The organism is Agromyces sp. P1_H4 (assembly GCF_056405255.1).
The window spans coordinates 1-3,925 of the sequence record NZ_JBFUCL010000345.1 but is presented as its reverse complement, the minus strand read 5'-3'; the positions used below and the strand labels follow the sequence as shown (position 1 = coordinate 3,925).

Genomic DNA, 3,925 nt, shown 5'->3' with positions numbered 1-3,925 from the left:
CACCGGGCCCGCGGCATCCGCTCGCGTTCGTTCTCGCTTTCGCTCCTGCTCTCGCGCTCGCTCGTCCCGCGACCGCTAGCGGCGCAGGCGCTGCTCGGCGGCCTTCACGACGTTCGCGAGGAGCATCGCCCGCGTCATCGGACCGACGCCACCGGGATTCGGCGACAGGTGGCCGGCGACCTCGGCGACGGCCGGATCGACGTCGCCCGTGAGCCGGCCCTTGCCGGTCTCCTCGTCCTGCACGCGGGTGATGCCCACGTCGAGCACCGCTGCGCCGGGCTTGATCCAGTCGGGCTGCACCAGGTGCGGCACGCCCACGGCGGCCACGACGATGTCAGCACGACGCACCTCGGCTGCAAGGTCTTCGGTGCGTGAGTGCGTCAGCGTGACCGTCGCGTCGAGGCCCTTGCGGGTGAACAGCAGCCCGAGCGGGCGGCCCACGGTGAGACCCCGCCCGATGACCGTGACATGGCGCCCGCGGATCGGCACGTCGTAGCGGCGCAGCATCTCGACGATGCCCGCCGGCGTGCACGGCAGCGGCGAGTGCAGCTCGCCCTCGATGCCCAAGACGAGGCGCCCCAGGTTCGTCGGGTGCAGGCCGTCGGCGTCCTTGTCGGGGTCGATGAGCTCGAGCATGGCGTTCTCGTCGTGCCCGGCGGGCAGCGGGAGCTGCACGATGTACCCGGTGACCTCGCGTGCCGCGTTCAGGTCGTGGATCGCCGCCCGCACGTCGTGCGTGGTCGCCGACGCCGGCAGGTCGACGCGGATCGACTCGATGCCGACCTCGGCGCAGTCGCGGTGCTTTCCCGCCACGTACGAACGCGAACCGGGGTCGTCGCCCACGAGGAGCGTGCCGAGGCCGGGCACGACCCCGTGCGCCCGCAGCAGCGCGATGYGCGACGCGAGCTCGGACTTGACGGCGGACGCCGTGGCGACGCCGTCGAGGGTGATGGCCGTCATGCCGCTCCCTACTGCTGGAGGCCCGGGTACAGGGGGAACGCCGCCGTGAGCGCCTCGACCCGCGAGCGCAGCGCCGCGACATCCGCCTCGCCCTGCAGCGCGAGCGCGATGATGTCGGCGACCTCGGTGAACTCGGCGTCGCCGAAGCCGCGGGTGGCGAGTGCCGGCGTGCCGATGCGCAGGCCCGAGGTGACCATCGGCGGGCGCGGGTCGAACGGCACCGCGTTGCGGTTCACCGTGATCAGCGCGTCGTGCAGGAGGTCTTCGGCCTGCTGGCCGTCGATCTTCGAGTTGCGGAGGTCGGCGAGCACGAGGTGCACGTCGGTGCCGCCCGTGAGCACGTCGACGCCCGCGGCGCGCGAGTCGTCGGCCGTGAGGCGGTCGGCGAGGATCTGCGCGCCGCGGATGGTACGGGCCTGACGGTCCTTGAAGTCCTCGGATGCCGCGATCTTGAACGCCGTGGCCTTCGCCGCGATCACGTGCATGAGCGGGCCGCCCTGCTGGCCGGGGAACACGTTGGAGTTGAGCTTCTTCGCGAGCTCCATGTCGCGCGAGACGATGAAGCCCGAGCGCGGGCCGCCGATCGTCTTGTGCACCGTCGACGACACGACGTCGGCGTGCGGCACGGGGCTCGGGTGCAGGCCCGCAGCCACGAGGCCGGCGAAGTGCGCCATGTCGACCCAGAGCTTCGCGCCGACCTCGTCGGCGATCGCGCGGAACGCCGCGAAGTCGAGGTGGCGGGGGTACGCCGACCAGCCGGCGATGATGACCTGCGGCTTGTGCTCGAGGGCCTTGTCGCGCACCACGTCCATGTCGACGAGGAACGACTCGGGGTTCACGCCGTACGAGACGGCGTTGTAGAGCTTGCCCGAGAAGTTGAGCTTCATGCCGTGCGTGAGGTGGCCGCCGTGCGCGAGCTCGAGGCCGAGGATCGTGTCGCCGGGGGTGGCGATCGCCGACAGGACCGCGGCGTTGGCGGTGGCGCCCGAGTGCGGCTGCACGTTCGCGTACTCGGCGCCGAACAGGCTCTTCGCGCGCTCGATGGCGAGCGACTCGGCGATGTCGACGTACTCGCAGCCGCCGTAGTAGCGACGGCCGGGGTAGCCCTCGGCGTACTTGTTCGTGAGCACCGAGCCCTGGGACTGCAGCACCGAGACGGGCACGAAGTTCTCGCTCGCGATCATCTCGAGGTAGTCGCGCTGGCGACCGAGCTCGAGCTCGAGAACTTCGGCGATCTCGGGGTCGACCTCGGACAGGGGGGCATTGAAGACGGATTCGGCCAAGACTGGCTCCTTATGACATGCGGACCTGAAGGGGTGCTGCTGCGAGCGCGACTCGCGCGGCAGCAGGCGCACCGGCCCAGGCGAGCGGTCGGTCCGTGCCAGTCGCTCCCCGATGGGTACCCATCTCAACGCCAGTCGCGACGCTGGCAAGCATAGCAACGGATGCCGCGAGCGGTCGTCTCGGGCTCGACCGGGACTGTCATACGGCGTCGTCGCATGGGAGGATGGACGCGACCGTGTTTGTAAGGAGTCCTGCCTTATTCGGCGGACCTGACGACGACCAGGGGAAGCATGCGCCGACGCAGCATCCGCGCCACGACCGCAGTGCTCACGGCGGTCGTCGTCGCGCTGGCCCTCCTCGCCACCACGCTCACCGCCTGCACCGCCGACGAGAACGGAGACGCCGTGACCGGCATCGTCCCCGCCCCCACGACGTTCGCGACGCACGACGCGCCGCCGTTCCGGCTCACCGAGGAGTCCCGGCTCGTCGCCACCGGTGACGGCGCCGCCGCCGTCGCAGAGACGTTCGCCGGGCAGGTGCGGGCGGCCACGGGCTTCCAGTTGCCCGTGGTCGACGGCGAGGCCACGGCATCCGACGTCGTGTTCGTGGTCGCCGCCGGGGAGGCGCCCGACGGGGTCGCCGGGGCCGACGAGGGCTACACGCTCGAGTCGGGCGACGACGGCGTGCGCCTGGCCGCCTCGACCGCTGCGGGGCTCTTCCGCGGCACGCAGACGCTGCGGCAGCTGCTGCCCGCCGCGATCGAGCGGGCGGATGCCACGGGCGGGCCCGACGGCGGATGGACCGTGCCCGCGGCATCCGTCGCCGATGCACCGCGCTTCGCCTACCGCGGCGCGATGCTCGATGTCGCCCGGCACTTCCTGCCGGTCGACGACGTGCTGCGCTACATCGACGCGATCGCGATGCTGAAGCTCAACGTGCTGCACCTGCACCTGACCGACGACCAGGGCTGGCGCATCCAGATCGACGCGTGGCCCGAGCTCACCCGCATTGGGGCGTCGACGTCGGTCGGCGGCGACGGCGGCGGCTTCTACACGAAGGACGACTACCGGCGCATCGTCGAGTACGCCGCCGAGCGGTTCGTCACGGTCGTGCCCGAGCTCGACCTGCCCGGCCACACCAACGCCGCGCTCAGCGCCTACCCCGAGCTCAACTGCGACGGCGTCGCACCCGAGCCGTACGAGGGCGTCGAGGTCGGGTTCTCGTCTCTGTGCGCGTCGCCCGAGCGGGCGGAGGCCACCGACCGGTTCCTCGCCGACGTCACGCGCGAGGTCGCGGAGCTCACCCCCGGTCCGTGGCTGCACCTCGGCGGCGACGAATCGCTCTCGACCTCGCAGGCGGACTACCTCGACCTCGTGCGGCGCATCGCGGCGGCCGGGGCGGCGACCGGCAAGACCGTGATCGGCTGGCACGAGATGGGCGCCTCCGCCGCCCTGCCGGTCGGCACGATCGGCCAGTACTGGAGCTTCGTGGAACCGGAGGAGGACGCGGTCGCCACCACGCAGTCGTTCGTCGCGCAGGGCGGCCGGGTGATCATGTCGCCCGCCGACGTCGCCTACCTCGACATGAAGTACGTGGACGACCCGCAGGGTCCGCTCGGCGGCACCCTCGGCCTCGACTGGGCGAAGGGGCCGACCACGCTCGACGAGGCATACCTCTGGGA

3 protein-coding genes and 1 riboswitch are annotated in these 3,925 nt (G+C 71.7%); of the genes, 1 reads left to right on the top strand and 2 read right to left on the bottom strand.

Annotated elements, in window-relative coordinates; translation table 11 throughout:
* Positions 1 to 75: 75 nt before the first annotated feature.
* Positions 76 to 960, bottom strand: coding sequence for a bifunctional methylenetetrahydrofolate dehydrogenase/methenyltetrahydrofolate cyclohydrolase (locus AC1DY2_RS16735; RefSeq protein ID WP_476763438.1), 885 nt, complete (start codon positions 958 to 960; stop codon positions 76 to 78).
* An 8-nt stretch (positions 961 to 968) separates the two neighbouring features.
* Positions 969 to 2,243 (bottom strand): serine hydroxymethyltransferase, encoded by a 1,275-nt coding sequence (gene glyA / locus AC1DY2_RS16730; RefSeq protein WP_476763437.1) that lies wholly within the window; start codon positions 2,241 to 2,243, stop codon positions 969 to 971.
* A 67-nt stretch (positions 2,244 to 2,310) separates the two neighbouring features.
* A riboswitch (ZMP/ZTP riboswitch) is annotated at positions 2,311 to 2,392 on the bottom strand.
* A 142-nt stretch (positions 2,393 to 2,534) separates the two neighbouring features.
* Between glyA and AC1DY2_RS16725 the strand changes: the two genes are divergently transcribed.
* A partial coding sequence (locus AC1DY2_RS16725; RefSeq protein WP_476763436.1) for a beta-N-acetylhexosaminidase occupies positions 2,535 to 3,925 on the top strand: 1,391 nt, incomplete at its 3' end.